The sequence below is a fragment of the Cutibacterium avidum 44067 genome, from assembly GCF_000367205.1.
GTDB lineage: Bacteria > Actinomycetota > Actinomycetes > Propionibacteriales > Propionibacteriaceae > Cutibacterium > Cutibacterium avidum.
The window spans coordinates 995363-1019078 of sequence record NC_021064.1; the positions used below are offsets into that span (position 1 = coordinate 995363).

At 62.7% G+C, this 23716-nt stretch carries 22 protein-coding genes, 1 tRNA gene and 1 pseudogene; 14 read left to right on the plus strand and 10 right to left on the minus strand.

Going from position 1 to position 23716, the window contains the following annotated elements:
* Positions 1-146: 146 nt before the first annotated feature.
* Positions 147-2228: an ATP-dependent DNA helicase UvrD2 gene (locus PALO_RS04545; protein WP_177166351.1), complete on the plus strand. Its 2082-nt coding sequence runs from the start codon at positions 147-149 to the stop codon at positions 2226-2228.
* Here the strand turns inward: PALO_RS04545 and PALO_RS11940 are convergent.
* Positions 2186-3130 carry a hypothetical protein gene (locus tag PALO_RS11940; RefSeq protein ID WP_419763412.1) on the minus strand — a complete coding sequence of 315 codons (945 nt, stop codon included), beginning with the start codon at positions 3128-3130 and terminating at the stop codon, positions 2186-2188. The genes PALO_RS04545 and PALO_RS11940 overlap by 43 nt on opposite strands.
* Positions 3131-3308: 178 nt before the next feature.
* Here PALO_RS11940 and PALO_RS04555 point away from each other — a divergent pair, with 178 nt between their 5' ends.
* On the plus strand, positions 3309-3932 hold the full coding sequence (locus PALO_RS04555) for a M48 metallopeptidase family protein (RefSeq protein ID WP_004811094.1): 624 nt from the start codon (positions 3309-3311) through the stop codon (positions 3930-3932).
* On the opposite strand, the gene PALO_RS04560 is transcribed toward PALO_RS04555, so the two are convergent.
* Positions 3920-5281: a zinc-dependent metalloprotease gene (locus tag PALO_RS04560; protein ID WP_015582605.1), complete on the minus strand. Its 1362-nt coding sequence runs from the start codon at positions 5279-5281 to the stop codon at positions 3920-3922. The two genes, PALO_RS04555 and PALO_RS04560, sit on opposite strands and share 13 nt — an antisense overlap.
* Before the next feature lie 85 nt (positions 5282-5366).
* On the opposite strand from PALO_RS04560, the gene PALO_RS04565 reads away from it, so the two are divergent.
* The 3 genes from PALO_RS04565 (at position 5367) to PALO_RS04575 (ending at position 7728) form a co-directional block, all read left to right on the plus strand.
* Positions 5367-6515: a YlbL family protein gene (locus PALO_RS04565; RefSeq protein ID WP_015582606.1), complete on the plus strand. Its 1149-nt coding sequence runs from the start codon at positions 5367-5369 to the stop codon at positions 6513-6515.
* Positions 6512-7075, plus strand: a complete 564-nt coding sequence (locus PALO_RS04570) for a PPA1309 family protein (RefSeq protein ID WP_177166352.1) — start codon at positions 6512-6514, stop codon at positions 7073-7075. Before PALO_RS04565 ends, PALO_RS04570 begins: the two co-directional genes overlap by 4 nt.
* Before the next feature lie 167 nt (positions 7076-7242).
* Positions 7243-7728 carry a universal stress protein gene (locus PALO_RS04575; RefSeq protein WP_171023474.1) on the plus strand — a complete coding sequence of 162 codons (486 nt, stop codon included), beginning with the start codon at positions 7243-7245 and terminating at the stop codon, positions 7726-7728.
* A gap of 73 nt (positions 7729-7801) precedes the next feature.
* Here PALO_RS04575 and PALO_RS04580 read toward each other — a convergent pair whose 3' ends face one another.
* The 4 genes and pseudogenes from PALO_RS04580 to PALO_RS04595 all read right to left on the minus strand — a co-directional run bounded on the left by PALO_RS04580 (position 7802) and on the right by PALO_RS04595 (position 10763).
* Positions 7802-8446, minus strand: a complete 645-nt coding sequence (locus PALO_RS04580; RefSeq protein WP_004811103.1) for a cation efflux transmembrane domain-containing protein — start codon at positions 8444-8446, stop codon at positions 7802-7804.
* A 167-nt stretch (positions 8447-8613) separates the two neighbouring features.
* Positions 8614-8805 (minus strand): hypothetical protein, encoded by a 192-nt coding sequence (locus PALO_RS12335; protein WP_148285397.1) that lies wholly within the window; start codon positions 8803-8805, stop codon positions 8614-8616.
* Positions 8802-10024: pseudogene (locus tag PALO_RS04585) on the minus strand (IS110 family RNA-guided transposase). Before PALO_RS04585 ends, PALO_RS12335 begins: the two are co-directional and overlap by 4 nt.
* A gap of 662 nt (positions 10025-10686) precedes the next feature.
* A tRNA-Met gene (locus PALO_RS04595) sits at positions 10687-10763 on the minus strand.
* A gap of 217 nt (positions 10764-10980) precedes the next feature.
* Here PALO_RS04595 and PALO_RS04600 point away from each other — a divergent pair.
* From PALO_RS04600 to serA, 6 genes are read left to right on the plus strand one after another with little or no spacing between them, the layout of a single operon-like run.
* Complete coding sequence (locus PALO_RS04600; protein WP_015582610.1) at positions 10981-12468, plus strand: ABC transporter substrate-binding protein; 1488 nt, start codon at positions 10981-10983, stop codon at positions 12466-12468.
* Entirely contained in the window at positions 12465-13442 is a 978-nt protein-coding gene (locus PALO_RS04605; RefSeq protein ID WP_015582611.1) for an ABC transporter permease, read from the plus strand. Before PALO_RS04600 ends, PALO_RS04605 begins: the two co-directional genes overlap by 4 nt.
* Entirely contained in the window at positions 13439-14251 is an 813-nt protein-coding gene (locus PALO_RS04610) for an ABC transporter permease (protein WP_004811119.1), read from the plus strand. Before PALO_RS04605 ends, PALO_RS04610 begins: the two co-directional genes overlap by 4 nt.
* Entirely contained in the window at positions 14251-15063 is an 813-nt protein-coding gene (locus PALO_RS04615) for an ABC transporter ATP-binding protein (protein ID WP_015582612.1), read from the plus strand. The genes PALO_RS04610 and PALO_RS04615 overlap by 1 nt, the downstream gene beginning before the upstream one ends.
* The gene (locus PALO_RS04620; RefSeq protein ID WP_015582613.1) at positions 15060-15845 is read left to right on the plus strand and encodes an ABC transporter ATP-binding protein; all 786 of its coding nucleotides are present in this window, start codon (positions 15060-15062) and stop codon (positions 15843-15845) included. The genes PALO_RS04615 and PALO_RS04620 overlap by 4 nt, the downstream gene beginning before the upstream one ends.
* Positions 15846-15891: 46 nt before the next feature.
* Positions 15892-17082: a phosphoglycerate dehydrogenase gene (gene serA, locus PALO_RS04625; protein ID WP_004811127.1), complete on the plus strand. Its 1191-nt coding sequence runs from the start codon at positions 15892-15894 to the stop codon at positions 17080-17082.
* 82 nt (positions 17083-17164) lie between these two features.
* On the opposite strand, the gene PALO_RS04630 is transcribed toward serA, so the two are convergent.
* A complete protein-coding gene (locus PALO_RS04630; RefSeq protein ID WP_004811130.1) occupies positions 17165-17953 on the minus strand; it encodes an inositol monophosphatase family protein in 789 nt (262 codons plus the stop codon).
* An 82-nt stretch (positions 17954-18035) separates the two neighbouring features.
* On the opposite strand from PALO_RS04630, the gene PALO_RS04635 reads away from it, so the two are divergent.
* Positions 18036-19553 carry a S10 family peptidase gene (locus PALO_RS04635; protein ID WP_021108430.1) on the plus strand — a complete coding sequence of 506 codons (1518 nt, stop codon included), beginning with the start codon at positions 18036-18038 and terminating at the stop codon, positions 19551-19553.
* 21 nt (positions 19554-19574) lie between these two features.
* Here the strand turns inward: PALO_RS04635 and rsgA are convergent, their stop codons facing one another.
* The 3 genes from rsgA to PALO_RS04650 are packed head-to-tail and all read right to left on the minus strand — an operon-like array spanning position 19575 to position 22476.
* Positions 19575-20576: a ribosome small subunit-dependent GTPase A gene (gene rsgA / locus PALO_RS04640; protein WP_015582615.1), complete on the minus strand. Its 1002-nt coding sequence runs from the start codon at positions 20574-20576 to the stop codon at positions 19575-19577.
* A complete protein-coding gene (gene aroA, locus PALO_RS04645; RefSeq protein WP_015582616.1) occupies positions 20577-21866 on the minus strand; it encodes a 3-phosphoshikimate 1-carboxyvinyltransferase in 1290 nt (429 codons plus the stop codon).
* Positions 21856-22476: a DoxX family membrane protein gene (locus PALO_RS04650; RefSeq protein ID WP_021108432.1), complete on the minus strand. Its 621-nt coding sequence runs from the start codon at positions 22474-22476 to the stop codon at positions 21856-21858. Before PALO_RS04650 ends, aroA begins: the two co-directional genes overlap by 11 nt.
* A gap of 106 nt (positions 22477-22582) precedes the next feature.
* Here PALO_RS04650 and PALO_RS04655 point away from each other — a divergent pair, with 106 nt between their 5' ends.
* Both PALO_RS04655 and PALO_RS04660 read left to right on the plus strand, forming a co-directional pair.
* Positions 22583-23377: a sigma-70 family RNA polymerase sigma factor gene (locus tag PALO_RS04655; protein WP_419763413.1), complete on the plus strand. Its 795-nt coding sequence runs from the start codon at positions 22583-22585 to the stop codon at positions 23375-23377.
* Positions 23368-23634, plus strand: a complete 267-nt coding sequence (locus PALO_RS04660; RefSeq protein WP_171023472.1) for an anti-sigma factor RsrA — start codon at positions 23368-23370, stop codon at positions 23632-23634. Before PALO_RS04655 ends, PALO_RS04660 begins: the two co-directional genes overlap by 10 nt.
* Positions 23635-23716 lie beyond the last annotated feature (82 nt).

The following is a 23716-nucleotide window of genomic DNA, read 5'->3' on the forward strand; positions in this document are numbered from 1 at the left end:
CGACTCGGCCTTGTCCTGAAATGTTGGAGACCGAACTGGTGAGTCAGTCTAGGGCTGCTGTCGGACAGGTTTCGGTGCAGTCGGTGGCACAGGAGCGGAACATCGCGGCGGAACATGCCGTCGCGGAGCTGTCGGTGCGTGCCCCTATGGTGATCGCCGTGAGAACCCAGTTGGCAGATGCGATCCTGGCAGCACTGGATCCTGAGCAGGTCAAGGTTGCCAAGACCTTCGACGTTCCGGTGTGTGTCATCGCTGGTGCCGGAACGGGAAAGACTCGCGCTGTCACCCATCGCATCGCCTACGGAGCCGCGACAGGGAAGCTCGACCCGCGCCGGACTCTTGCGGTGACCTTCACCACCAAGGCCGCCGGCACGATGAAGGGACGACTCGCTGATCTCGGCGTGGTGGGGGTTCAGGCTCGCACCATTCACTCGGCCGCCCTGCGCCAGATCAAGTTCTTCTGGCCGCGCGCCTACAACTGTGAGTTGCCACCGGTGAGTGATTCCAGGTTCTCCATGGTCGCCGAGGCAGCCCGACGCATTGGTCTGGGAAATGACAAGGCACTGGTACGGGACCTGTCCGCCGAGATTTCCTGGGCGAAGGTCTCGAATGTCCCCAACGAACAATATGCAGCCTTGGCGCGAACGGAAGGACGAGTCGTGGCCGGGGTTTCGGCCACCGATGTCGGTAGGGTCCTGGCTGGATACGAAGCGGTCAAACGGGAACGTTGCGTCATTGATCTGGATGACATCCTGCTGTGTGCCGTCGGAATGATGGTCCAGCACCGGGACATCACGGAGGAAATCCGCTCCCGCTATCAGCACTTCGTCGTCGACGAGTATCAGGATGTTTCTCCTCTCCAGCACCGATTGCTCGAGCTGTGGTTCGGCGACCGCAATGATGTGTGCGTTGTCGGGGATCCCCACCAGGCCATTCACTCCTACGCTGGTGCACGTGCTGACTACCTGATGAATTTCGTGGCAGATCATCCGGGTGCGAAACGTATCGACCTGGTCCGGAACTATCGTTCGACCCCGGAGATCATCCGGCTGGCCAATGAGGTTCTCGTCAACCGTATGACCCCGGACGAAGCTCCCGAGCACGGCAGGGGGGTGACCTTGGTTTCTCGTGGCCGGTCGGGTTCCGAACCGGTCTACCAAGCGCTCGGTGACGACTCCTCCGAGGCTTCGGCGATCGCGATGTGGGTGGAATCCCGTCATTCCGCGGGGATTCCGTGGTCTGAGATTGCCGTTTTGTACCGGATCAATTCTCAGGCATCCCACCTTGAGGCGGCGTTCGCCGAGCGGTCCATCCCATACCTGGTCAAGGGATCCGAGCGGTTCTACGAGAGGCGGGAGGTGCGTCGCACTCTCGATGCTCTCGTTCGGATCGTCGCCGATGAACCCGGGGCCGACGCCCTGCCCGCTTTCGATCGCCTTCTTGTTTCGCAAGGGTGGACGACCGCTGCTCCTCAGGGAGAGGGGGAGGTGAGGCAGCGGTGGGAATCGCTGCAGGCACTCCGTGACTTGGCGGCCTCGGCTGTCGAGGAGGGGACGGCAACTCTGGCGGATTTGGCCACTGTGTTCTCCCGGCGAGCTGCCACCCAGGAGGCCCCTGTTGGAGACGGCGTCACCCTTGCGACATTGCACGCGTCGAAGGGTCTTGAATGGGATGTTGTTGCCCTGTACGGGATGAGCGACGCCATGGTGCCGTTCATTATGGCTGAAACTCCCGTCGAGATTGCCTCGGAACGACGTCTGCTCCATGTCGGAGTCACGAGGGCTCGTCGAGACCTGTGGGTTTCGTATTCCTGGTCGGGTTCGGACCGAGACCGTCAGGGTATCTCGCGCTTCCTGCGGGGATTGCCAGGGACCGGAAATGCGTCGACCAAACCCCCACGCCACCGCAAACGTCGCGCCACCGTTGCAGTGTGCTCGGTCTGTGGAGAGGCGTTGACGGCTGCCCGGGATCGCAAACTTGGCCACCACATTGCTTGCGAGGTCGGGGTTGACCCGACACTGGTCGAGCGGTTGCGCGAATGGCGCAGCGAACGAGCGGAGTCGGATCGTGTGCCCGCCTTCGTCATTCTCACCGATGCCACTCTGCTCAGCGTGGCCGAGAAGCGGCCAGATTCGGTGGAGGGACTGCTGCAGGTGCCTGGTATCGGCCGACGCAAGGCCGATCATTACGCAGCTGATCTCATCAAGGTATTGCACGACGCCTCCTGAGGCGGCCAGCAGTGACAACCGGGCTGGGCCGGCACGACGAGACTGCGTTCTCCGGCGTTCGTACGTACCTGGACGGACTTCGCGCGATAGACGTCTGAGTCATCGCGAAGAGCGCCAGCTATGGCTTCGATCTGGTTCACCAGCCACGCAGTGACGGCCGGATCGTGGCTGTCTCCCGTCGTCGTACGGGCCATCGTCACCCAGTCGGGGTCGCGCGCAGCCAGTGCCATGTCTGCGCAGTGTTGGCATCCGGGGTGGTGATCGTTGATCGGTCCGAGAACACCCCAGCGATGGCGTCCCCAGGCAATGACCGACGGGACGCCGGCTCGATGGCACTGTTCGGCGATGTCACGTCCCCCGAGCAGGGTCCTTGGACAGATCACGACGACGTGAACCACGGGGCAGGACGCCCCGGACACACACCGAAGGTCACGGAAGCTCCCGGGCTGCCGGCCACGCATCCACGTCGTCACCTCGATACGTCGTGCCTCCAGACCGCGGACGATGTCTTGGGAGACGCCGTCATCACTGACAACGGCTACCCGTAGGCCGGTCGGCATCGTCACCATTCCGGACTCGTGAAGGCGATTTGCGACGTCTGCAGGAACATCGACGTGTCCGTCATAGCTTGCTCGCACGCCTCGCAGCCGAAATGATCGACCGTCTGGAGCAAGCAGACGCAATCCGCCCGGTACGGGCGTCCAGGGACAATCAAGTTCAACACGCATGCCCTGAGAATCGCGAAAGGCTTGAAGCGCGGGGAAGGACCAACGAGACGACGGGCAACACGTCAACAATGACGGGCAACACGCTGCCCTTCGCGGACAACACATGTGGGAGTTCGAACAACACTGAATTTCGAACGCCACCTGGCATGTCAGAGCAGGGGATTCGGGGGACATGGGAACCCCCGGACCATCACGATGTGCCTTCCCCTGCACATCCGAGATCCGGGGGCCGTTCTCAATCTAGGGCAGGTCGGGGTTCTCGTCAACCACGTCGCCCCCAGACGTCATGATGTTTCTGAGTCGAGCTGCGGGGCAGAACACCGCTTCACCGAAACTGTCCTAACCACCGGGCATGATGGGCCACATGGCTGGCAGGGCGACCACCGACGAGATCATCGCAGCATGCGACGGCAGACCGGAAATCATCATTCGGCGTAGTTCCCGACGTCACCTCACCCTGAGCGCACGGATGGAGGGTACGTCCGTCCTTGTCATGGTTCCCATGGGGATGCGGAAAGCTGACCAGAACCGTCAAGTCATGGAACTGGTCGACAAGGTGACGCGATCCCAGGCTCGACGACGATCCGGTGCGACCTCCGACGAGCTGACGCGTCGTGCCCGTCGGCTGTGTCGGGTCCACCTCGAGCCGCGGGTGGGGCACCCGGTCGAGCCCATCTCCGTGAGGTGGGTGTCGAACCAGAATACTCGGTGGGGATCATGTACCCCGGTGACGGGACAGATCAGGCTCTCAGATCGCATGGTCGGCTTTCCCGACTGGGTCATAGATCATGTTCTGGCTCACGAGCTGTGCCATCTGGTGGAAGCCAATCACAATCGGCGGTTCCACGAGTTGCTCGCAGGATTCCCCAATGCGGAGCGCGCGGAGGGATTCCTCAACGGGTACCAGTGGGCTGTTTCCGGGGGAGTCGATTCCCCAGAACACCAGCCGGACGATCCGTTGGCTCAGCCGTCCTGACCGTGATCGCGCAGCAGCTTCTCCAACTCGGCATCGAGATCATCGCCGCCTTCAGCAATGTCCTGACGGTCGCCTGAGACATAGCCCAGCGGGTCATCGAGGTCGGCGGCGGTAGGCACGATATCGGGGTGGTTCCACACCTGATCGCGTCCGACCGTGCCTCGGGCATCACGCAGTGCCGCCCACAGGTTGGCTGCGTCGCGGACGCGGCGGGGGCGAAGCTCCAGACCGAGCAGGGACTGGAAGAACACCTCGGCGGGGCCAGATGTGGCGCGACGTCGACGCACGGCCTCGGCCAGCTGATCGTGACTGGGAAGCCAGGTGCGGGCGACCTGGGATGTCACCTCGTCGACCCATCCCTCGATGAGGGCGAGCAGGGTTTCCAGGCGCTGTAGGACGCCCTCCTGCTCTGGCGTGCGGGTCGGCTCGAAGAGGCGTCCTTGCAACCGCTCGGACATCTCCTGGGCCTTCTCCGGGGTCAATTGGGACAAGTCATCAATGTCGATGGCGTCCTCGATGGCCGAGGAATCGATGCGAATTTCGCGTGCATAGTGCTCAACTAGGGCCAACAGCTGTGGTCCGAGCCAACTCACCGCATTGAATAGACGCTGACGGGCCGACTCACGCAGCACGAGGTAGAGCTCGACATCTCGTGGATCGAGGTCGAGATCCTTCCATGCCGCGGCGATGTTGGTCGGGAGAAGGACGACCTGCGGTACCGACAAGACCTGGAGACCAATTTCGGTTCCCGTCACCGTCGAGGTCGACAGTTCGCCGAGGCCCTGGGCCAGCTGAGCTCCGTACAGCATGGCTGACATCCGGCGAAGCGCCGGTCCCATCATCTGGGTGAGGGCAGCCATCGGGTCATTGGGACCGCCAGGTGACATCAATCCGGTCATCGCCTCGGTCAGGGAGACCAGCACCGGCTCGACGACAGACTGCCATGAGGAAAAGGTGTGCTCGATCCACTCCGCACGGCTCCAACAGGCAGGTTGTGTGTTGACCTGGGCGAACTCACATTCTCGGTCGAGCCAGCTCTCTGCAAGACGCGATGCGTCGAGCAGAGCACTGCGCTCCTGCTGTCCTGGCGTCGGGTCAGGGCCGTGGGACGCCGTGATGTGGCGGGCCATGTCCTTGATGTGAGACCAGTCGACCGGTCCCTCACTCGGATTGGCTCCGGGCATTCCGAAACCGACCGGTCCGCCTGAGCCGAACATCTGCGACAACTGGGTCATGAAAGAGGTGAGGTCACCATTGGCGGGCAGGCCCAGTTGCTGCATCATGCGGCGCAACTGCTCGGCCATCTCCTCGGGGTCGGGCTGCCCAGGATTCTGGGGTCCGTCATTCATTCCCGTCTCCGTTCGCTTGGCGTGGTGTCTCGCCAAGTCTAGAGCCGTCGCCGTCGTGGAAAAGTGATTGTCCGTTCCGGCTAGCATGGCCACCATGTCCGAGTCGATCACGCCCAATTCACAGGCGCATGACTCCGGCACGCCCGCAGCGACGACCACCGCGGTCGATGTCGAGACCCGTCAAGGGGTGCGTTTCCCCACCCGTTGGATGGCAATCTCGTCGGCTCTTGTCGTGCTGCTGTGCGTGCTGGCCCTGATCCTCGTGCCCATCCCGTTCGTGGCTAGGTCGCCAGGACAGACCGTGGATCTGCTCTCAACGAACGAGCAGGGCAAGCCGATGATCCAGATTGACGGCTTGACGGCTCGCCACAGCGAGGGCGAAATGAGGATGACAACGGTGTCCATCACCCGCGCAGATTCGCGTCTCAGCCTCGCAGAGGCCTTGGTGGACCGCATTCGTCGGGACCATGACGTCTTGCAGCGGGAGGCCATCTATCCGCCAGGCCGCTCTCCTCAGCAGGTCAATGCTGAGGAGTCGTACATGATGGACACCTCTCAGCGTGACGCTGCCGTGGCTGCACTGCGCGCTGCAGGCCAGCCTGTCACTGAGATGCCGATGGTCAACGCCGTCAGTGCGGCTGGTCCGGCTCACGGAAAACTCGAGCCCGGTGACCTCATCGAGAAGGTCGATGGGAAGCCGGTGGCCTCCCTTCTCGACGTCGGCAAGGCGGTTCGCAAGCATGCCGTGGGCGACACCGTGGTGTTCGTGGTGTTGCGGAACTCCACTCGCAAAACGATTGCCGTGACGACGGTCTCATCAGTCAGTGACCGCAGAGCTCCTGCCGTCGGTATCACTGTCGACACTGGATACCGATACGCCCCGACGATCACCTATGGAATCCCGGCGGACATCGTCGGTCCTTCAGCTGGACTTGCCATGGCCCTGTCGATCTATCAAATGGTCGCCCCGAATGACCTCATTGGTTCGCTGCGGATTGCCGGCACCGGAAGCATTTCCCCTGATGGCAACGTCGTTGCCATCGGCGGTGTCCAGGAGAAGATATCCGGTGCCGAGCGGGATGGCGCCAAGATCTTCCTCGTGCCGGCAGGCAACTGCCTGGACATCAGTGGGGTTCAGACCTCGATGCGCCTGGTCAAGGTCTCTAGCCTCAAGGACGCCATCGCGGCCATCCAGAAGATCCGCGCTGGCGGAGCGGGAGTACCACATTGCTGAATGATGAGGACGACAAGATGAGTCAGGACGCCGACAACGCAGGGTCCGAGACACCGTCGGTCAATGACGCCCTCGTGGCATGTCTGGCTGAGATCGAGAGGTTCGTCGGGACATCGAGCTGGGGCGGCCCGCCGCGCCTGTTCGCCTTGGTGCGCACCGTCGACCTCATGAAGGCCGAGCCTGCCCTTGCCGGTCAGCTCGCCGTGGGCGGGCCAGACAGTCTTTCCAGTATCGAGCAGGACGACTTCCGACCGGGAGAGGATCTGGCTCAGGCCCTCGCCACGACAGCCTGGGGAGAGGCCGTTGACGGGGCGGCCATCTGCGTCGAACGGATCTTCCTGCCCGACGAGTGTGCCAACGAGATTCCGGACGATCCGGACAAGGCTGCGGGTTTCGTCGCGGCTCATCCCCATCGTCAGGAAGTACGTGTCGTGGCCGGTGCGCTGCGTGATGGAAGCCATTACGGCGTGGCCCGTCTCGTCGACCATCCGGAGGATTTGCTCGGATCGGTCAACCTCGTCCCGGCCCTGGAGTCTGCGGTTCTCGGCACCCTGGAGTGACGACCGGTCACGAGATCGTCTCGTGGTCGGTAATGTGCATCGTGTCGGTAGTGTGCCGCGACATCTAGGAGACGATCATGACGGAGCAGCAACCCGAGATGGTCAAAGACGAGTCCGAGACCGGCCGCCGTGCATCCGTGACATACGAACGTTCGCCCCGAGGCACGATGAGGGGCCGTCCGGTCATCATCGCGATCATGCCGGACATCCCGCGGGCAGTACTCGCGACTGGCGTCGAGCATGCCATGGCCATGGGTAGCAAGATCGTCTTCGCCCATGTCGCGACCGATCGCGTGCCGAACCCGTCTGATCCCGACCAAAGCCACCCACTCGACCCGACCGCCGAGCGCATCTCGAATGCGACCGCCCGATCGTCTATCCAAGGTTCCTTGGACGCTTTCATGGCGAACTACCCAGAGACGGAGTGGGAGCTCGTCTATCTGTCTGGTCTGCCGGATCAACAGCTTGCCCACCTCGCCCATGACATTGGCGCTGGGTGCTTCGTGCTGGGAACTCGGCGTCCCGGTTTCCGTGCCGGTTTGCAGGAGTGGCTGGACGGATCGGTGGCAGTCCAGCTGGGACGCCGTCAGCTGCGCCCGGTCATTATCGTCCCATTGCGAGGCGAGGACTGGGATCAGCCGCTCTGTCAGTGAGTGCCGTCGCGTCTGGCAGCTCCGTGTCGGAAGGCGACCGACGACCGGGACTGGCGAGAGATTTGAATACGGCTCAGGCCTCGTCAATCTCGAGTTCAGGTACCTCGCGGCGAGCCTGCTCCCACACTTCCTTGGCAGCCGTGGCGTTGATGAGGGCCATCACGAGTCCGACGATGACGTCGGGCCAGACCGTGAACCACACCGTCGTGATGAGACCAGCGACGAGGATGAGCACGTTGCCGAGTACGTCATTGCGTGCTGCCAGCCACGCACCTCGAACTAGGCTCGATCCCTGGTGACGCAATGTCATGAGGGCGATGGCACACGACAGGTTGATGAGTAGGGCAATGATGGCCGTCACTGACAACGGCACGGGCTCAGGCGGGGCTCCCGAGGTGATCTTCCAGACGGCAGTTCCCAGTGCTGCAGCTGCCGGGATGAGGATGAGGCCGGCCAACCAAATGCTGGCCTTCCGTCGTGACTGCACCGACCACCCGAGGGCCACCAGGACGAGTCCGTTGATGAGGACGTCCTCGAGGAAGTCGGCCGCGTCGGCGAAGAGGGATGCCGATCCGATGATGGATGCCACCGTGACGTCAATGACCAGTCCGATGGCATTGAGGATCGTCACGAGAGCAATGATCCGCCTGGTCGACGGGGACTCGATCTCGTCGGCTGCGTCGCCGGTACAGGTGGGGGAGCCATCGTAATGTGCCACGAGTCATCAGTCTGTCAGATTACGCATGACTGGGTACAAGGCCACGGAGTGGTTTTGACGGTTCGGCCGGGGAACAGATTTCGGCAGTCGAGTGAAAACCTCGTCGCCACCACGGATCGGATGTGATCGTGGTGGCGACGGGGCCGACGTGTGACTGGGCGTCGGTATCAGAAGATGCCGTCGCGATTGCGGATCTCGGTGATCGACTGGCCGACGGAGGAGATCTTGACCACCGAGGTGCTCCACGTACCGACGCCGGTGACGCGGCTCGTGTCGTACTCGGTTCCGGCGGCCATGAAGTTGCCGACGTCGGTGGACCAGTACCACGTGTTGGGGGGTGTCCCTATGTTGTGAGTCAAGCTGCGAGAGCGGCTGGTTCGGGGGTTGGTGCTGATGCGGGTGGTTGGTAGTAGGTGCCGTCGCGGAGCATGGCGAAGATGACGTTGCGGCGGCGGCGGGCGAGGCAGATCACGGCGGCGTTGTGGCGCTTGCCCTCGGTGCGTTTGTGGTCGTAGTAGGCCTTCGAGATCGGGTCGTGGTTCGAGGCGACCCAGGCAGAGTAGAACAGGGCGTTTTTAGGCGTTTGTTGCCTGATCGGGCGGGGAACTCGCTGCGGATCGAAGTCCCGGATCTTCGCGTGACCGGCGTGATGCCTGCATAGGCTGCGAGGTGTCCGGGAGTCTGGAATGCGGAGCCGTCACCGATGGCCAAGAGGATCTGCGCGGCGGTCTTGAGGCCGATCCCTGGCATGCTCCTCAAGACCGCCGCGAGAGGGAAGTCCTCCAGCATCCCCTCGACCTTCCTGGCCACCGTCGCTTGCTGCGCTTTGAGTTCCTTGATTTGACCAGCGACTCTGGGGATTACCAACTCCACTGCGGCGGTCGCAGGAACGATGACGGTCTGCTCGCCCAGTGCGGTGAAGATTCGATCGACCAGCGGTTCTGGATCGCGGCGAGAGTGGGACCTGGCGAACCTCAGAACTTTGCCTCGACCAGCGGTTTTCAACCTGGTGGGGCCGCCAAACTTCTCTAACAGATCCAACACCAGTGCGGTGGAAAGGCTGCCGCCGGTAAATACCCGCTCGAGTGCGGGATGGATCTGCGTCAGCAGCGACCGGATTCGGTTCAACGCCCGGGTGGTCTCGTGGGCGAGGTCCTCGTCGAAGCCGGCGAGGACCTTCACAGCGGAGAGGACTTCGCTGTCACGGTCGACCTGTCTGAGCGTGTGGGGCATGGTGCGGGCGGTGTCGGCGATGATGAACGCGTCGCGCGCGTCTGTCTTTGACCTGCCGGGATAGAGGTCTGCGGCCTTGCGTATCGTGAGCCCGGGCACATAGGCGACCGCGCAGCCGCAGTCTCTGGCGACCGCGATCGGCAGCGCCCCGATGGTGTTGGGCTGGTCCACGATCATCAGCACGTCGCCAAGCTTCTGCAGGCCCATGAAGAGCTCACGCAGCTTTGCCTCGTGTTGTGGGAGGGGCTTGTCGAAGAGCTTGCTGCCGTCGGGGTCCAGAGCGCAGGCGTGGTGTCCGGTCTTTCCGACATCCAGACCGATGACCACCGGGTACTGGGAGTTCATGATGTCGTCCTCCTTTGACGCATCACTGCTGGTCGCAGTCCTGACACCCGATGCCGGCACCCACGTTACGAAGAGACCTCAGCAGTGCTGGGCCGTGTCCCTATCAGCGGTCAACGCGTGTCTCTCGACCGGGCGGCAACACCCCCGGACCATTGATAGCAGGCCAACAAAACCATACCCGGTCGAGCGACCAGACCCCCGCCCATCGGGGGCACTCACAAGGTAACGGGCAGAAGACTGTCAGCGACAGCTTCGACATCGAGATGGGAGGAGGTCATGCACAGAGCGTGCTACATAGATATGAAAGTGTCAACAATGGAAACATATGACACCATATATGCATCTGTGTACCATCTTGTTCATGGCCAAGATTTATGAGCAAGCCCGTGAAGCTGGCCTCATTGACACCTACTCTGCTGATGAAGCTGTCGGCATGACCGTACAGATGCTGCTGTTTAAGAAGCGGTTGAAGTTTCGTGACCTTGCTAGAGCACTGCATGTCTCTCCGGCTACTGCGGGCAAGAGAATTCGTGGAGAGCTCGGATGGTCGGTGACGGATCTCATTGCGACCGCTGAACTCCTCGACGTCCATGTCGAGGACCTCATCCCCAAGCGCAAAGAAAACCAGCCCGCCTCCCAAGGGGGAGACGAGCTGGCCTCTCTGGTAGCGGGGACAGGATTTGAACCTGTGACCTCCGGGTTATGAGCCCGGCGAGCTACCGAACTGCTCCACCCCGCGTCGACTTGCTCGACTATACAGATCACACCGGTGCAATACAAATCGGGGCGGGACGTGCTCGAATGATCGGCGCATCAACCCCGTCTGCGTCACCCGTTCGGCCGCCTTCGGAAGCCGTGCACATCTGACTGCAGTACTAACCCCACAGACTGCATGAAGTCGGGGTCGGTTATGCTCATTCGCAACGTGCTACGCCCGAAGGGAGCATGAGCAGACGATGCGAGGCCAGTTGAAGGCTGCGGGACTTGCCGTGGCAGTGGCTCTGTCGACCACCGGAATCACCGGCTGCCAGTCCGCAGAAGAGGGAGTTCTCACCATTGGGGCGACGGCTGCCCCTCCGACACTGGACCTGGTGTCGAATGCTGCCGCAGCGATCCCGCAGGTTCTTCTCTACAACGTGTACGAGACCCTCATCCGCGTCGACGACTCGGGCAAGCTCGTCGGTCTGCTGGCGAAGTCGTGGCAGCTGTCCGAGGACGGACTTCACCTCGCCTTCCACCTTGATCCTTCAGCGCGCTTCGCCTCCGGGGCCGCGGTGAACTCAGCGGCGGTGAAGTCCTCCCTGGAGCGGATGAGAGCCGAGTCGGCCAGCCCCGTTAACCAGGCGAACCTGTCGGCAGTCAAGGCTATCCGTACCCCTGACGACGCCACCGTCATTCTTGACCTGTCCCATCGCGACAACTTCCTGTTGTTCAACCTGGCCAGCACATCGGGTGTCGTCATTGATCCCGCCACCAAGGATCTGGCCACCCGGCCGCAAGGATCTGGCCCCTACGTCGTCACCGAGTTCACGCCGGGGCACTCGGTGACCTTGTCGCCGTCCCCTCGTCCGTGGCACGAGGGGGGACGTCCCACCGTTCGTTTCTCGTACTACTCGGACCCGACCTCGCAGACGGCCGCCCTGCTGTCGGGAGATCTTGACGTCGTCTCTGATCTGACGACTCCCCAGGCCCTCTCCCGCTTCACGAGCAACCCGGCCTACCGGGTACTGCGGGGAACCACCAACGGCGAGGTCGTGCTGGGTATGAACAACACCTCCAAGCCGCTTTCAGACCGACGGGTTCGGCAGGCCATCCTCATGGCGATTGACCGCAACGGATTGCTGGACGTCGTATGGAATGGCCAGGGAACACTCATCGGCTCGATGGTTCCACCCACCGACCCTTGGTTCACCGATCTGTCCCACACCTGGCCCTATGACCCGGCACGGGCGCGCAAGCTACTTGCTGAGGCCGGGTACCCCAACGGATTGACCCTCAGACTGCGGGCAGCGGCCCTGCCCTACGCGACGGCAGCCTCTCGGGTGGTTGCCTCCGACCTGGCCCAGATCGGGATCACCGTCGACAGCGACGAGCTGGAATTCCCGGCCCGCTGGCTCGATGTCGTCTACACCCATGCTGATTACGACCTGACGATCGTCGCCCACGTGGAGGCACGCGACATCGTCAACTGGGCCAACCCCGACTACTACTGGCGCTACCGCAACAAGGAATTCAACCGGCTCATCGAATCCGCCCGGACGGGACCAGCCGACCGCACCAACGAGACCATGATGCAGGCCAGTAGGATCCTGGCGACTGACGCCGCCGGAGGATTCCTCTTCCTGATGCCGAAGATCACCATCAGCAAGGCTGGTATCAGCGGACTACAGCGCAACACCACCTCGATGAGCTTCGACCTCACCAAGGTCAGGAGGACGAGGTGACCGTCATTAAACGTGTGCTCCTCCCATCGGGGGAGTTGCTGGTGTGGCTGCTGGTTGCATCCTTGATCGTCTTTGCCCTGCTCAGCTTGCTTCCCGGTGACGTCGCCCAGGTCATTCTAGGCGCCAACGCGGACCCGAAAGCTGCAGCAGCCGTGCGCACCCGACTGGGCCTGGACCTCCCGTGGCCCCAGCGGTACTGGGATTGGATCAGTTCTTTGGTCAGGGGCGACCTGGGCATTTCCATCGTTTCCGCTGAACCGATCGGTCCGCAGATTGCGTCGCGACTGGCGGTGACGGGTTGGCTCGTCGGGCTGTCATTGCTGCTGGCCCTGGTGGTCTGCTTGCCGATGGGAGCTTATGCGGCCGTCCATCGTCGCGAGGGTCGAGGATTCGCGGCTTCCGCGCTGTCACAGGTCCTCATGAGCATTCCTGCCTTCCTCGCCGGAATCCTCCTCATCCTGCTGTTCTCGGTGACCCTCGGATGGCTGCCTGCCGGGGGATACGTACCGCTGCATGAGGATGCCGGAGGATGGGCGGCGCACCTGGTCCTTCCGGTGTTGTCCCTGTCCATCGTGCAAGCCGCAGTGATGACACGTTACGTACGCAGTGCCTTCATCGACGTTCTCGCTGACGATCACCTGCGCACGGCCCGCGCCGTCGGTTGGCGGCTGTGGCCCGCACTGCATCGTCACGGATTGCGCAACGCCTCGATCAGCTTGGCCACAGTTCTTGGCCTGCAGGCCAGCGCAATGCTGGTGGGAGCCATCGTCGTCGAAGAGGTCTTCGTCATCCCAGGTCTGGGGTCCTATCTCCTCGATGCTGTCAGTACCCGCGATCTTCTTGTCGTCAGTGACGTCGTCATGGTCATCGTGGCCATCGTGCTGGTGATCTCCTACCTCACGGATCTCCTCATCGTGGCCCTCGATCCTCGGCTGCGTATCAGAGCCACTTCCAGACAGGGGGACCACTCATGAGGAGGGCAGGTCTGGTCATGGGGTGTGTTCTGGTCGGCTTGGTCGTCGTGGCTGGAATCACCTCTGCGGTGTGGACGCCATACGATCCCAATCTCGTCGTCCCGGCAGATCGTCTTCTGGGGCCCAGCAGCCAGCATTGGCTTGGAACCGACGGATTCGGCTCCGACATTGCATCCCGGATGCTCGTGGGTGCTCGTACCTGTCTGCTCGTCGGAGTGGTGTCGGTACTCATCGCCGCCGGAATCGGCGTGCCGTGGGGGGTGACATCCGCCATGCTTCCTCGCCCCTGGTCCACGATCGTGGGACGAGCTGCCGATCTGCTGTACGCGTTCCCAGCCCTGTTGCTGGCGATCATCCTGGCCGCGGCAGTGGGTGGATCGACTCTGACCGGCATGGTGGCCATCGGTGTCTCGACGGTCCCCGTGTTCGCCCGTATCACGCGAACCGCCAGCCGACAGATCCTTTCCCAGGACTACATCGTCGCGGCGCGTAGCTCAGGGATGTCATGGCATTCCATCGCCTACAACCACGTGCTGTCCAACATTGCTCCGCTGATCGGCGTGCAGGCCTCGGTGTCCTATGGCACGGCGATCCTGGCGGAGGCCGCGCTGAGTTATCTCGGGCTGGCCACTCCGGCAACCGTCGCCACTTGGGGACGAATGCTGCGTGATTCCCAGGTGTACCTTTTCGACAGCCCCTGGCTGACCGTGGCGCCTGCCCTGGCGATTGCCGCAGCTGTCATGGGATTCACTCTCCTGGGAGACGGCTTGCGTGATTTCCTTGATCCGAGATTGCGGGAGGTCCGCTGATGGCGCTTCTGGAGGTTAACGATCTCGTTGTCGATTTCGGACGGCATCGTCGGGTCGCTGTTGATCACGTCAGTTGGTCCCTGGACCCCGGTGAGCGTCTCGGTCTCATCGGTGAGTCCGGATCGGGGAAATCTGTCACCGCCCTGGCGATCATGGGTCTGCTTCCTGGCAACGCCCACGTGTCGGGTTCCATCCGTTGGCGTGGTGAGGAGCTTATCGGGGCCAGCGATCGGGCCATGTCCGCGTTGCGAGGCAGCAGCATCGGCATGGTTTTTCAGGAACCCATGACAGCACTGGACCCGACGATGAAGGTCGGAAGACAGGTTGGCGAGGTTGCCCTGCTGCACCATTCCGTCGCGCGAGGCCGGGCTCATGACCGCGTCCTGGAGATGCTTGAACAGGTTGGTATCGAGGATCCGACCCGAGTGGCGAACTCCTACCCGCACCAACTTTCTGGTGGTCAGCGTCAGAGAGTTCTGCTCGCCATGGCTCTGGTCAATTCTCCAGACCTGCTCATCTGCGACGAACCGACGACAGCCCTTGACGTGACGGTGCAGGCCCAGGTTCTGACAACGATTGACCAGGTGCTCGACTCAGTGGGCGCGGCCTGTCTGTTCATCACCCACGACCTGGCGGTGGTGTCCCACATTTGCCACGACCTCATCGTCATGACCTCGGGCCAGATCGTCGAAACCGGTCCAGCTCGCACAGTGCTGTCCGGACCTGATCACCCCTACACCCGACGGCTGCTGCGAGCTGCACGACTCGACCTTGTCGAGCCCGGGACGACGATTGTGTTGGAGGATTCATGACCACCCAGATCGAGGTCGAGGACCTGCATCTTCATCTGGGGTCGCGTGGCGCCGGGATCGACGCCCTGGACGGAATCTCCCTGCACATCGACAAGGGGGAACGGCTCGGCCTGGTGGGAGAGTCTGGGTCGGGGAAGTCAACCCTGCTGAAAATTATGATGGCCTTGCGTCGACCGGATTCCGGTATCGTCCGCTTCCGGGGACGATCCCTGAGCGACATCGGCGCGGTACGTGATTTACGTCGGTCGGCCGCGATGGTGTTCCAGGACCCGCGGTCCTCCCTGGACCCGCGTATGAACATCGGTCGGGCGATCACCGAGCCACTGCGGTCCCCGGTTGCACGACGTATGACCCGTGAGGAACGCAAGGACCGCCTGGCAGAGGTCATGGTTGACGTCGGTTTGGATCCTGAGTCCGCCAGCCGATTTCCACACGAGTTCTCTGGTGGTCAGCGTCAGCGCATTGCCATTGCCAGGGCCTTGGTCACTGAACCTGACGTCCTGCTGGCCGATGAACCGGTGTCCGCTCTCGACGTGTCGGTGCGTGCTCAGGTGCTGAACCTGCTCAATGACTTGGTGCGCCAACGGGGACTGACGATGGTCTTCGTTTCTCACGACCTGGCCGTGGTGCGTCACCTGTGCGACACCGTGGCCGTCATGAGTGCTGGACGCATCGTCGAGCGAGGCCGACTTTCTGACGTCTACCGCGATCCGCAGCACGAGGTCACCCAGGAGTTGTTGACAGCGATTCCTCACATCCGTGTGGACGATTCCACCCACTGAGACGAGCTCGGTAGTTCGACCCTGCTCCCTCCATAAACTGACCGTCATGAAGGCGCTCCTGCTCGAAAACATCCACGATGAAGCCGTTCGAACCCTGAAACAGGCCGGTTACGAGGTTGAGCGGGTGAGCGAGGCCCTCGACGAGGACGACCTCATCAGTGCCCTCGACGGAGTTGATCTGTTGGGCATCCGGTCGCGGACTCGCGTCAGCCGCCGAGTCGTCGAGGCGTGTGGCGACAACCTCACCGCCGTGGGTGCCTTCTGCATTGGCACGAACCAGATGGATCTGGCCACCATGGCCCAGGCTGGTGTTCCGGCCTTCAACGCCCCTTATTCCAACACCCGTTCGGTTGTTGAACTGGTGATGGCGGAGATCATTGCATTGGCCCGTCGTCTCGGTGATCGCAACACCCAGATGCACAACGGGGTGTGGCGCAAGTCCGCCATCGGGTCCCACGAGATCCGCGGTCGTCGTCTTGGCATCATTGGGTACGGAAATATCGGCCAGCAGCTCTCCGTGGTGGCCGAATCCATGGGCATGCAGGTCTTCTTCTACGACATTGCCGACGTCCTGCCCATGGGGAACGCCCACAAGTGTGAGTCTATGGAAGAGTTGCTGGGCAGCGTCGATACCGTGTCCTTGCACGTTGATGGACGCCCGAGCAACAACAACCTCATTGGAGCGCGGGAGTTTGCCGTGATGAGGCCGCGCTCGTTGTTCCTCAATCTTTCCCGCGGCAAGGTCGTCGACATTGACGCCCTGGTCGACAATCTGCGTACGGGCCACATCGCGGGTGCTGGAGTCGACGTCTACCCCGAGGAACCTGCCTCGGGCAAGGAGCTGTTCACCTCCCCGTTGCGTGAGTTGGACAATGTGATCCTCACTCCGCACATTGGTGGTTCCACCCAGGAAGCCCAGGTCGACATCGGTCGCTATGTCGCCGGAAAACTCGTCGATTACGTCGAGAATGGCGCAACCGGGATGAGCGTCAATATTCCCGAGATCACGCCTTCCCCGCGTACTGGCGCCCGTATTGGCCACCTCCATCGCAATATCCCCGGTGTGATGGCCACGCTCAACCGACTCGTCGCCGACCAGGGCGGAAACGTCACGTATCAGGCGCTGGCCACCAAGGGGGAGCTCGGCTACTGCGTCCTCGACATTGCCGAAACTGACGGCGGGTTGTTGGCCAGTGTCACCGATCTCGAGGGGACGATTCGCGCCAGAATCCTCTGATCTCCACGACACAAGGAGCGGGCGGGTGATGATCACCCGCCCGCTTCCATTCTCAACGGGTTCTGATGCTGACGACGCAGCCTCAATCCTCAGGCTGAACCATGGCCAAGGCCTCGTCATGAAGGAACCCATTGGACGCCATGGCATTTCCTGACCAGGGGCCGTCTTTGCCGTCGAGACCAGTGAATGTGCCGCCGGCTTCGGTGACGATGACGTCAAGGGCGGCCATGTCGTGCAGCCCCAGCTCCGGTTCGCATGCCAGGTCGACGGTTCCCTCGGCAACCATCATGTACGACCAGAAATCACCGAAGGCGCGGGTACGCCACACCGATCTCATGAGTTCACCAAAACCGCGACCGCGACCGCTCTCCACCCATCCATGGAGGGAGGAGTAGGACAGGAAGGCGTCGTCAAGGTTGCGCACATTGGATACGTGAATGGGCGTTGCCGAGGCAAGCGACTTGCCGGTCCACGCGCCGGAGCCCTTGGCAGCCCACCAGCGACGTCTCAGGGCTGGAGCAGACACGACGGACGCGACGATCTCGTCCTCCACACTGAGTGCAATGAGGGTTGCCCATACCGGAACTCCGCGCAGGAAATTCGCGGTGCCGTCGATCGGATCGATGATCCAGCGACGCGGGCCCTCGCCGGTGTCAGCCCGTTCCTCGCCATGCACCGCGTCTCGGGAGCGCATCCGTGACAAGGTGCGGCGAATCGAGTCCTCAACGGCCAGATCTGCATCGGTCACTTCAGAACGATCGGGCTTGGTAGAGACCGTCAGGTCCCTGGCTCCGAATCGAGACATCGTCAAGGAGTCGGCATCGTCCGCGAGGATGTGTGCCAGGCGGAGGTCATCGGTGTGGTCGGCCATGCCCTCACCCTACTGGTGCGGGTGTGGCATCGAGGGCACCAAAACCCGGGTGGCTTGCGACCGACGGCCTTAGGCTTAGGTCATGACGACAGACGAAACCCCCACCGTGGCCGCTGACGCGCCAGCTCCGACTGATGATCTGGTGACAACTCACCACAGCATCTCCACGGTTGACGGTGACCTCAGCTATACCGCAACCACCGGACGCATCGTTCTGGGCAGCGAGAAGATCGCCAACAATGCCTTCACCGCTCATACGCCGCAGGCTCTCATGGGCATCACGGCCTACACCCTGGACGACACCGATCCCACCACGAGGCCGTTGACATTCGTATTTAACGGCGGCCCGGGATCCTCCTCGGTGTGGCTGCACATGGGCCTTGTCGGCCCACGTGTGGTTGATCCGGGGACCCCCGAGGAGCCGGCCACCCCGCCGTTCCACCTCATTGACAACGGGCACACGCTGCTTCGGGAGACCGATCTCGTTGTCATTGATGCGATGTCGACCGGATACTCCCGAGTCGTCGATGGCGAGGATCCAAACCAGTGGCACGGCTGGAGCAAGGATGTCGAGCTCGTCAGCGAGCTCATCCGACTGTGGGTCACCCGTCATGGCAGGTGGGGAAGCCCGCTCTACCTGCTGGGAGAGTCCTACGGAACTGTCCGGGCCGTGAGTGTTGCCCAGCGCCTGCAGGACACCTTCTCGCTGTACCTCAATGGCATCATCCTGGTCTCCTCCGTGCTCGACTTCGGTAACCAGGACTTCGAGGACCTCACCTGGGACCGAGCCTGCGTTGACTTCCTGCCGACCTATGCCGCCGTCGCCCACTACCACGGCCACAACTCTGATCGCAGCCTGGAAGACGTCCTCGCAGAGGCCGAGGAATTCGCCGACGGCCCCTACCGTCAGGCTCTCGCTGCCGGCCATCGCCTCGACCCTGCGGAGAGGGCTCAGGTCACGGCGACCCTGTCCCAGCTCACCGGCCTGGATGTCAGCTACATCGAGCGTGCCAACCTGCGTATCGAGCACATGCGCTTCTGCACCGAGCTGCTGCGTGGCGAGGGCAAGGTCGTCGGCCGTATCGACGGTCGTTACAAGGGTGCATTGCCGAAGCGGACCGACGAGGTCGCCGACACCGACCCCAGCGGTGACGACACCGGCGCAGCCTTCGTCCACGGCTTCCAGCACTACCTGCGCAGCGAACTTGAGGTGACCACGGAGTCCCAGTACAACCTGGGCCTGCCGCTGTACCGGAACTGGAACTACAAGGAGTTCCAGGGCCGTCCGGTCAACGTCACCGACAAGCTGGAACGGGTCATGCGTGCTCAGAAGGGCCTGCACGTGCGCGTCGAGTACGCCCATTACGACCTGGCGACCCCTTATTTCGCGGCTCGCGACACCATCAACCATCTCAAGCTCGACGACGATGCCTTCGATCGCATCGAGGAGGCCTTCTTCGACACCGGTCACATGCCGTACCTCGGTTGCCGTGACGAAGAGGCTGACGGTATCGCGACCTTCATCCGTCGGACCAGTGGACGTCCCGTGACCGAGGTGCTCGAGGAGAACGCCGAGGACCACGGGGACGGCAGCGAGTGAACGACACTGCTACCGCCCTGCTCAACGCGGGGCGGTAGCACTCAACAGACGTCGCAGCGAGTCCACCCGGGACTGCCGCACCGTTCCCGCAGCGAGGGCGTCGTCGATGGCGCACTCGGGACTGTCGGCACTGTGGCGGCATCCGCGTGGGCAGTTGACGGCAACCTCATCCAGTTCCTTGAAACCGGCGAGGATGCCGTCGGGCTCAACGTGGGACAGACCAAAGGATCGCACCCCTGGGGTGTCGATGATCCAGCCGCCTTGGGGCAGCGGGATGGCTTCCGCGCTCGTGGAGGTGTGACGACCGCGCCCGGTGACGTCATTGACGTGGCCTGTGACGCGATGGACGCCGGGAACCACGGCATTGATGAGTGTTGATTTTCCGACCCCGGAGTGGCCGACGAGCACGCTGATCCTGCCGTCCAGCAACTCGTGAAGATCCTTCAGGTCACTACCAGGGCGGCTGGTCACGACCGGAATCCCCACATCCGAGTACAGCTCGACGAAGTCATCTCCCGGCGCCAGATCGGCCTTGGTCAGGCAGAGGATGGGGGAGACACCGGCGGCATGGGCAGCCACTAGGATGCGGTCGATCATCCCGGGACGCGGTGGGGGATCGGCGAGGGCGGTGACGATGACCACCTGATTGGCGTTGGCAACAATGGGACGCTCATGCGGATCGGTGTCATCGGCCGTGCGCCGCAGGACGGTGGTCCGGTCCTCGGTGTGGACGATTCTGGCCAGGGTTCCCTCGGCACCTGAGACATCGCCGTCAAGACGCACCTTGTCCCCGACGATGACTGACTTCCGACCGAGTTGTCGTGCCTTGGCGGCGATGACCTCGACGTCGTCATCGAGACGGCATCGGTAGCGGCCCCTGTCGATGGTGATGACGGTCCCGACGGGCAGCGATGAGTGATCCGGGCGTTGCTTGGTTCGCGGCTTGGTACGGCGACGCGGCCGGTCGTAGGAGGACCAGTCGCCGGTGTCGATTCCCGAGGAAGCCAGACGTCGTGGCGACACTCAGCCCTCCTCGACGAGTTCAGCCCACATCTGTGGGAACTGCGGCATGGTCTTCGACGTGCACGTGATGTCATCGAGTTCGATCCCCTCGACGGCCAGGCCCAGGAGGGCCCCGGCATGGGCCATCCGGTGATCGGCGTAGCACCCGAACAACCCGCCATGGAGGGAGTCGGCACCCTGGCCATCGATCTGCAGACCGTCCTCGGTTTGCCGGACGGTGACGCCGATACCGGACAATTCATGCTCGAGGGCGGCAAGGCGATCTGTTTCGTGGCCGCGAATGTGTGCGACCCCACGAATACGGGACGGGCCTTGGGCAAGGGACGCGACTGCGGCTACCACGGGGGTGAGCTCGCTCGCCTCGTGCAGGTCGACGTCAATCGGTCGGAGGGCATGCCATCCGGGGGCCTCCAGCGTCATGGATCCCTCGGAACGAGTCGCAGCAGCTCCCATCGTGGCGGCGATCTGGATGAACTGCGCTCCAGGTTGAGTGCTGGAAGCTGGCCACGCCGGCACCGTCACGGATCCGCCAGCGATCATGGCTGCGGCGAGGAAGGCGGCGGCGTTGGTGAGGTCTGGCTCGATGACATCGTCGAGAGCGTGAATCGGGCCGGGACGCACCACCCAGCGGCAGGGCTCGTCACTGATCACCGTGACGCCACGCTCTGCCAACATCTCGCAGGTCATGGCGATGTGGGGACCTGACGGTACAGACGTCCCGTCGTGACGAAGATCAATACCGCGCGGGAAGCGAGCGGCGGGCAACAACATGGCCGAGATGAACTGGCTCGACGCTGAGGAATCGATCGTCACCTCGGGGCCACCGAGACGGGCAGGAGCCGTCATGGCGAATGGCAGCTGGTCGGCATCAACTGTCACACCGAGCTGACGCAACCCGTCGAGAACGGGTCCGACCGGGCGCCGGGACGCCTGCTCGTCACCGACGAATCGGGTCTTGCCAATGACAAGTGCGGCTACCACCGGGAGGAACCTCATGACGGTACCGGCGAGGCCGCAGTCAATCGGGCCGGCAGAACGCGCCAGGCCAGGAACGACCCGAACTGAGGACGGGCCGGCAGGCTGGATGTCGGCACCGAGGTGCTGCAGCCCAGCGGTCATGAGGTCAGAGTCACGTGAGGTGAGGACACCGTCGAGGACGCTGGGCCCGTCGCCGAGTGCCGCGAGGACAAGGGCGCGGTTCGTCTGGGACTTGGATCCCGGGACGACGACACGCCCCGCGAGACGATGGACGACTCGCGGGGCGGTCCAGTGATGCTGGTCAGTCAGCAATCTTCTTCTGAGCCTTCTCGGCCTTCTTCTGAGCCTTGGCGGCTTCCTTCTGGGCCTTCTCGAGTTTCTTGCGGGCCGACTTCGACAGGTCGTCGAAGGAGGAGCTGATGGCCTTGCGCTGGTCACTGGCAGCAGACGAGACGCGACGCTGGGTGTCACCAGCGCGCCAGGCCAGGCTGGGACGACCGGCGGTGTCGCGGGAGGCCATCATGGCCCCACCCAACAGAGCGACGTTACGCAGCAGGACCGAACGAGCCGCGGCACGCTCGTCCCTCGGCAAGGACTTGTCAGGAATGGAAGCGAGCACATGCGGAACCATCGTGGTGGCAACAACTCCGGCACCGACACGACGGGTGAGACCCGTCGCCATTCCGAGACCGCCAAAAGCCTGGGCAGCGCCGGTGATGCGAACCAAGGTCTTGGTGTCCTCAGGGATGTATGCGCCGACAGATGCCGGCAGTGCGCGCTGCACCAGAGGAAGGAGACGGTCAGCAACCGGCTCGGCATCCTCCACGAAAGATTCGGGCTTCATCGCGGAGTTCGTCCCCTTGACGATGAAGTAACTGGCGAACATGGTCCGGCCCAAGCCTCGGATGATACTCATGGACATATGTCTACCGCGCCAAGGCCTTCCGCGGTAGCCGGATGGGCAATATTTTCGTCAGATGAACGGTCGCCGTGGGAATAGATCAACCTTTGTGATGCGTTAATCCGACATGAACGCTGTCCTCATCACGTCGTGCACCAGGCGGAGCCGTCGTCCGTCCGGTCATCGGCGCTGTGCACTAAGCTGGGCAGCGATGACCACACGAGAGTTCGAACCTAGGATGGATCGTCACGGGGACGTGCCGGGCACCGTGGATGTCGCCAAGGAAACCGAGGCTGAAAGAGCCGAGCGGTTCGAACGTGACGCCCTCGAGTATCTCGATCAGCTCTATGGTGCTGCATTGCGGATGACCCGAAACCCGGCCGACGCCGAGGATGTCGTCCAGGAGACCTACGCGAAGGCATTCGCGTCATTCCACCAATTCCGTCCGGGAACCAATCTCAAGGCCTGGCTGTATCGCATCCTGACGAATACCTACATCAATTCGTATCGCAAGGCGCAGCGCCGACCGCAGACCTCCGATGACCAGGACATCGAGGACTGGCAGATCGCGCGGGCGGCCTCTCATGATAGCAACGGGCTTCGGTCCGCCGAATTGGAAGCCTTGGACGGGCTGCCAGACCAGCAGATCCTTGACGCTCTCGACGGGCTGTCCGACGAGTTCCGGCAGGTTGTCCTGTTGGCCGATGTCGAAGGATTCGCCTACAAGGAGATCGCCGAGATCATGGGAACGCCTATCGGGACGGTCATGAGTCGGCTCAATCGTGCCCGTAAGCAGTTGCGAAAGCAGTTGGTCGACGTCGCCGGGGCGCGGGGGATTGGCCCTCATGCCGGTCAGATTGACGAGGAGGACCTTGGTCGTCCGGAATTGGCGCGTAGTGCAGGAAAGGAGGGATCGCGATGACGCCGTCTAATGGTGACGAGGAGTCCTGTTGTTGGGTCATCGACCACCTCCAGGAGTTCTTGCACGGCGAGATGAGCGAACAAGAGGCCGACGCCTTCCGTCGTCACATCGCGGCCTGTGAGAGCTGCATGGATGAGGCGGACATGGAAGCAGCCGTGTCCCGAGCCCTCAGACGATGCAATCGCACCGTTGCCGCACCGATGCAGTTGAGAACCCGCGTCGTGCAGATGCAGGTGTCCTATCGTTGGCAGGCCTGAGACCGCTGACTAGTAAAAGACCCCTCACGCACAAGCAGGGGTGTGGTCCTTGGGGACAGTCAATTGTGTGGAGGAATCACCG

Bases quoted from the DNA above. Each gene is read 5' to 3' on its own strand.
- PALO_RS04630 (WP_004811130.1), bottom strand. From the start codon at position 17,953: ATGGCCGACCACACCGATGACCTCCGCCTGGCACACATCCTCGCGGAC.
- PALO_RS04635 (WP_021108430.1), top strand. From the start codon at position 18,036: ATGACGACAGACGAAACCCCCACCGTGGCCGCTGACGCGCCAGCTCCG.
- PALO_RS04610 (WP_004811119.1), top strand. From the start codon at position 13,439: ATGAGGAGGGCAGGTCTGGTCATGGGGTGTGTTCTGGTCGGCTTGGTC.
- serA (WP_004811127.1), top strand. From the start codon at position 15,892: ATGAAGGCGCTCCTGCTCGAAAACATCCACGATGAAGCCGTTCGAACC.
- PALO_RS04650 (WP_021108432.1), bottom strand. From the start codon at position 22,476: ATGTCCATGAGTATCATCCGAGGCTTGGGCCGGACCATGTTCGCCAGT.
- PALO_RS04620 (WP_015582613.1), top strand. From the start codon at position 15,060: ATGACCACCCAGATCGAGGTCGAGGACCTGCATCTTCATCTGGGGTCG.
- PALO_RS04555 (WP_004811094.1), top strand. From the start codon at position 3,309: ATGATGGGCCACATGGCTGGCAGGGCGACCACCGACGAGATCATCGCA.
- PALO_RS04600 (WP_015582610.1), top strand. From the start codon at position 10,981: ATGCGAGGCCAGTTGAAGGCTGCGGGACTTGCCGTGGCAGTGGCTCTG.
- PALO_RS04560 (WP_015582605.1), bottom strand. From the start codon at position 5,281: ATGAATGACGGACCCCAGAATCCTGGGCAGCCCGACCCCGAGGAGATG.
- PALO_RS04545 (WP_177166351.1), top strand. From the start codon at position 147: ATGGTGATCGCCGTGAGAACCCAGTTGGCAGATGCGATCCTGGCAGCA.
- PALO_RS04655 (WP_419763413.1), top strand. From the start codon at position 22,583: ATGAACGCTGTCCTCATCACGTCGTGCACCAGGCGGAGCCGTCGTCCG.
- PALO_RS04565 (WP_015582606.1), top strand. From the start codon at position 5,367: ATGGCCACCATGTCCGAGTCGATCACGCCCAATTCACAGGCGCATGAC.
- PALO_RS04615 (WP_015582612.1), top strand. From the start codon at position 14,251: ATGGCGCTTCTGGAGGTTAACGATCTCGTTGTCGATTTCGGACGGCAT.
- PALO_RS11940 (WP_419763412.1), bottom strand. From the start codon at position 3,130: ATGTCCCCCGAATCCCCTGCTCTGACATGCCAGGTGGCGTTCGAAATT.
- PALO_RS04575 (WP_171023474.1), top strand. From the start codon at position 7,243: ATGAGGGGCCGTCCGGTCATCATCGCGATCATGCCGGACATCCCGCGG.